4 protein-coding genes are annotated in these 4004 nt (G+C 46.1%); 2 read left to right on the top strand and 2 right to left on the bottom strand.

What is annotated here, in order from left to right:
- Positions 1 to 151: 151 nt before the first annotated feature.
- Complete coding sequence (locus tag ACTJJI_RS26090; RefSeq protein ID WP_440656282.1) at positions 152 to 370, bottom strand: helix-turn-helix transcriptional regulator; 219 nt, start codon at positions 368 to 370, stop codon at positions 152 to 154.
- A gap of 120 nt (positions 371 to 490) precedes the next feature.
- On the bottom strand, positions 491 to 1120 hold the full coding sequence (locus tag ACTJJI_RS26085) for an inovirus Gp2 family protein (protein ID WP_440656280.1): 630 nt from the start codon (positions 1118 to 1120) through the stop codon (positions 491 to 493).
- A gap of 827 nt (positions 1121 to 1947) precedes the next feature.
- Here ACTJJI_RS26085 and ACTJJI_RS26080 point away from each other — a divergent pair.
- A complete protein-coding gene (locus tag ACTJJI_RS26080; protein WP_440656278.1) occupies positions 1948 to 2922 on the top strand; it encodes a hypothetical protein in 975 nt (324 codons plus the stop codon).
- Between the two features lie 114 nt (positions 2923 to 3036).
- On the top strand, positions 3037 to 3918 hold the full coding sequence (locus tag ACTJJI_RS26075; RefSeq protein WP_440656276.1) for a GTPase family protein: 882 nt from the start codon (positions 3037 to 3039) through the stop codon (positions 3916 to 3918).
- Positions 3919 to 4004 lie beyond the last annotated feature (86 nt).

Here is a 4004-nt window from a genome sequence, read left to right as displayed (position 1 = left end):
TTACGGGGTTCTTTTCGCCAGGATTGGGATTCCATACTTAGATGTCCGTCTGTACAGGTGGGCGTCTAAGTTACCAGCACTGGCTTAATGGCTACATACGGCACTGGGTTTACGCTTACGTATCATTTTTCCATTCAGGTATTCCTTTCGCTCAGGTACCTCGGGAATCGGCAATACGTTGCTGCATCCAGGTTTCCACTTCACTCCTGAGCCAGCGTGAACTGCGCCCCATTTTGATGGGTTTAGGAAAGAGCCCGCTCTGGATGAGTTTGTAAAACCACTTATCACTGAGCCCCGAAAAAGCTGTAATGAAGGCCATATCCACCAGTTTGTCATTCAGCAGGTCAGCCGTTGTATGTATTTTTGTCATGACGATTTTCTCTGTCTTAAAAGGGATGAAAGACAGGAGCACCAGGAATGAGTGATTTATCGCTACTCTGGTACTCCGCCATAACATTCCTCTCGCCAGTAGAAAAATACGTTTCCGTAATCAGAACTGACTGCAGCCAAAGTTACGCTGACCGTCTGTATTATCCTTGCTGTACTCCTTGGCCAGATAATTAACTCTGTTCATAATGTCAGTATGTTGCTCAGTAAAGTTATCGCTTTTTCTGCTCAGGTGATAATAGCAATTTTCCGGAAACTCTGTCAGGGCATAATATTGCGTATGGTTTTCCACCGTATGGAGCCCCAGTGCCCTTACCCAGGCCTCCATAATCATCAGGGCCAGATTATGCGAATATTTACCGTTTATTGCTGTATAACGCCCGGGATAAGCGTACGCCTCCCGGTTAAGCAATAGAGCAACATGATAATGTTTTTTACCGGACTGATTAAATTCCCTCGCCCAGATATAACGTATCCGACTGGGATGTACACGCTTACCTTCGTTATGCTTTTTCAGCAAGTCTGCAATAAACTGTGATTTCAGGGAAGCAATAAACCGCGTTATCACCGCTGAATCCGTATTACAGTTCGTGGTGTCAGTGTCTGGCAAACGCAGGTCAACTCTCAGCACAAACAATCGCGGGTATTCCTGAAGAGCTTTATCCAGGGTGTTCTGGATACGTTTTACATAGATGGATTTTAGTATGCCATAGCTGGCTGTATTGATACTCATTGCTCATAACCTTAACGTTTATGGTTTACCCAATAGAATACCAACCAGCAGTGTTTAATTAATTTACTTCACATATCAGTACAAACAATCTGTATTCATTGTCATACCCGTTACTGTCTTGCTGAATAATTACACCACATCAAGGATTAAACACTCCCTGCGAAAATACAACACTCCAGGCCGTGATATAAAGAGATCTCATCAACACCATTTCAGTAGCGACATATAACACCGGTCACTCTATACTAAAAACATTAACCATTCCGAATTACACATTTCCATCAATCCATATTACACAACATCAATTAACCAACACCGTATAATCTCAACCACTTAATACCATCCCCATTAGTCTATACTACATTCACCACTCTATATTTATCTATATTCACCCATCTATATTATATATTACCAACCCGACAACAAAAATCAGCTAGCGCTGTAAAGTGCAATAAAAGAAGAAATTTCGTTTTTTCGTGGTTTAAACCACGTACCTTCAATTAAATTCACTCTCAAGTTAGCACCTGATTATTGTCACCATCATTCTGAAAACGAAATGGTCTTCCATTCAGATATCACTGTCATCGAATTGCCCCTCATTTCGGCCTGGTATTTTTCCTCGCGGCCATAACTTCGTCTTTCCGGCAACATGCCTTTCCCCCAGAGAACTACGCTTTAGTTACGTCTTCACATCACTTTAACCTCGTATTACTACACAAAACCTACGATTACAAAATTAATGCTACGCCATTACTTCGTAAAGGTGTCACAATGACACGCTATAAGCGAACAATATATGAACAACTGACTACCAGTAAGGAACATACGTGACGGACAACACCCGGCTGAACATCAGAACAACAGACATTCGTGCCTGTCGTTTTTACTTTCACTACATCCATGCGAATATCCCCGAAAGCAGAAGCAATGCCTTTGACGGTAATAACCCGGACGTTTCCCGTTCATGCCGGATTATTAATGATGCTCTGGAGGCATATCTCCCGGCGCATCAGGAGCGACTGGTTTTTATCCGGAGAATGGAACTGGCTCTCAGCACAACGCTCCTTCCTGAGAAAAACTTTACGTGGCTGGAAAACGACACCCGGGCAACATACTGGTTATGGGGAAGTGTGTGTCTGGATCCGAATTGTAACCAGCGCATAAATCAGGCCCTGACTAACATGCCTTACTTTTCCTGGTATAAAGAATCCGGACTAACCTTATCTCCGGTCAGTCACCATGAACGTCTGACGGCACTTATTACTTTTGTGGATTATCTCTGCGTCAGAACAAATGACTCACCCGCTATCCGCAACTGGCTGACACAAAACCTGGATACCTGGCGTAAAAATGCCATTCACCTCACGCGTTTTAAATGGCTCAGCCCTGACGATACGGATACCTGCGTGTGGGCGTACCGTTCCCTGGTAAAATATCAGCAGGATTTTATTGCTGAGGGAGACAATCTTCTCTGCCCCGTGATGCTACCTTCTCCTGTTAACGCTGAAGAGGTATTCCATACCTTTTATGCTCTCCTCGATTTATGGGATATTGATACCGGAATAAAACGGGAAACATGCAAAAAACTGAATAAGGCGTTCTATCAGAAAACCTTCCGTAAAAAACAGGCCGCGCGTAAAGGCAGGGATACGCTCAGTGAAGAGCATGCAGATAAGCTGGCCTTTCTGGTGGAGTATTACCGGACGGATAATATGTCCGTACTTGAGATGCTGATAGACGATCGTTACAGGGGACTGGACACGCGAGCAAAGGCTATACAATCGTACCGCCGTCGGCCCTGAGAAAGGTCTGTATTTTTGCCCTTACGGCAGGAATACAGGCGAAATTTTAGTTGTAAATATTTTCGGCCCTATATTACCACCGTGATAACCCGTTATTTTTATCACTGGTGAAATATGAATAATCAATCCCCGGCACAAGCCCCACTGCCGCAGCTCCTGTCCGGACTGCCTGCGGAGGTGGCCGCTATTATCAGCCTTAAACTCAGCAGCATTATTAAATATGAGCCCGTCATCGGGCTCATGGGAAAAACAGGCGCAGGTAAATCCAGCCTCTGTAATACCCTGTTTCGAACTCCCCCGGCGAAGGTGGATGCCGTCAGGGGGTGTACGCGACATATACAACGTTATCAGGTTTGTCATGACTCCCGTATTCTTCATCTGCTGGACTTTCCCGGTATCGGGGAAACGCCGGAACTCGACCGGGTGTATTGCCGTCTTTACCTGAAAGAGTCCCATGAACTGGATCTGGTTGTATGGGTTCTGAAAGCAGACGACAGGGCCTGGAAGGATGACCTCCGCTGTTATCACGAACTGCTCAGCGCAGGAGCCAAACCAGAGCGTTTTCTGTTTGTCCTCTCTCAGGCCGACAAAATAGAGCCCTGCCGGGAATGGGACCTGCCCGGCCATCGTCCTTCCCCCCAACAGGCCATACATCTCATTGCCCGCGCTGAACTGGCAGCCACACTGTTTGCAGCAGTCCATCCTGTCATTGCCGTTTCTGTCGCAGAGCACTACAACCTGGAACAGTGGGCCGAAGCGCTGCTCAGGGCGTTGCCTGTCCGGAGCAGCAGTCCCGTTTCCAGCCACCTTCACCCTGATTTACGAACTGAGTCTGCAGTCAGGATTGCCCGGGAGCAGTTTGTCAGCGTGGCGGCAGATATTTTTGACGACGCTACGGTGGTCCTGCAGCGTTCAGAGACTCTCATTCAACATTTTCATTACCTGCGACGGCAGTTCCTGTCTGTTATCCGTGCCGTCTGGCGTTTTCTGTTCTGATTTTCTGTGCCAGTCACTGCCGTTTCGATCTGTTTCGACGATCGAATTATGCCACTTAAATAGCCACAAACTATCAATAAATAAAT

The organism is Enterobacter sp. 22466, from assembly GCF_052044775.1.
In the GTDB taxonomy this organism is placed as follows: Bacteria; Pseudomonadota; Gammaproteobacteria; order Enterobacterales; family Enterobacteriaceae; genus Enterobacter; species Enterobacter dissolvens.
Note: the sequence above shows the minus strand (reverse complement) of the source record. Positions and strands in the feature narration are given on the sequence as shown.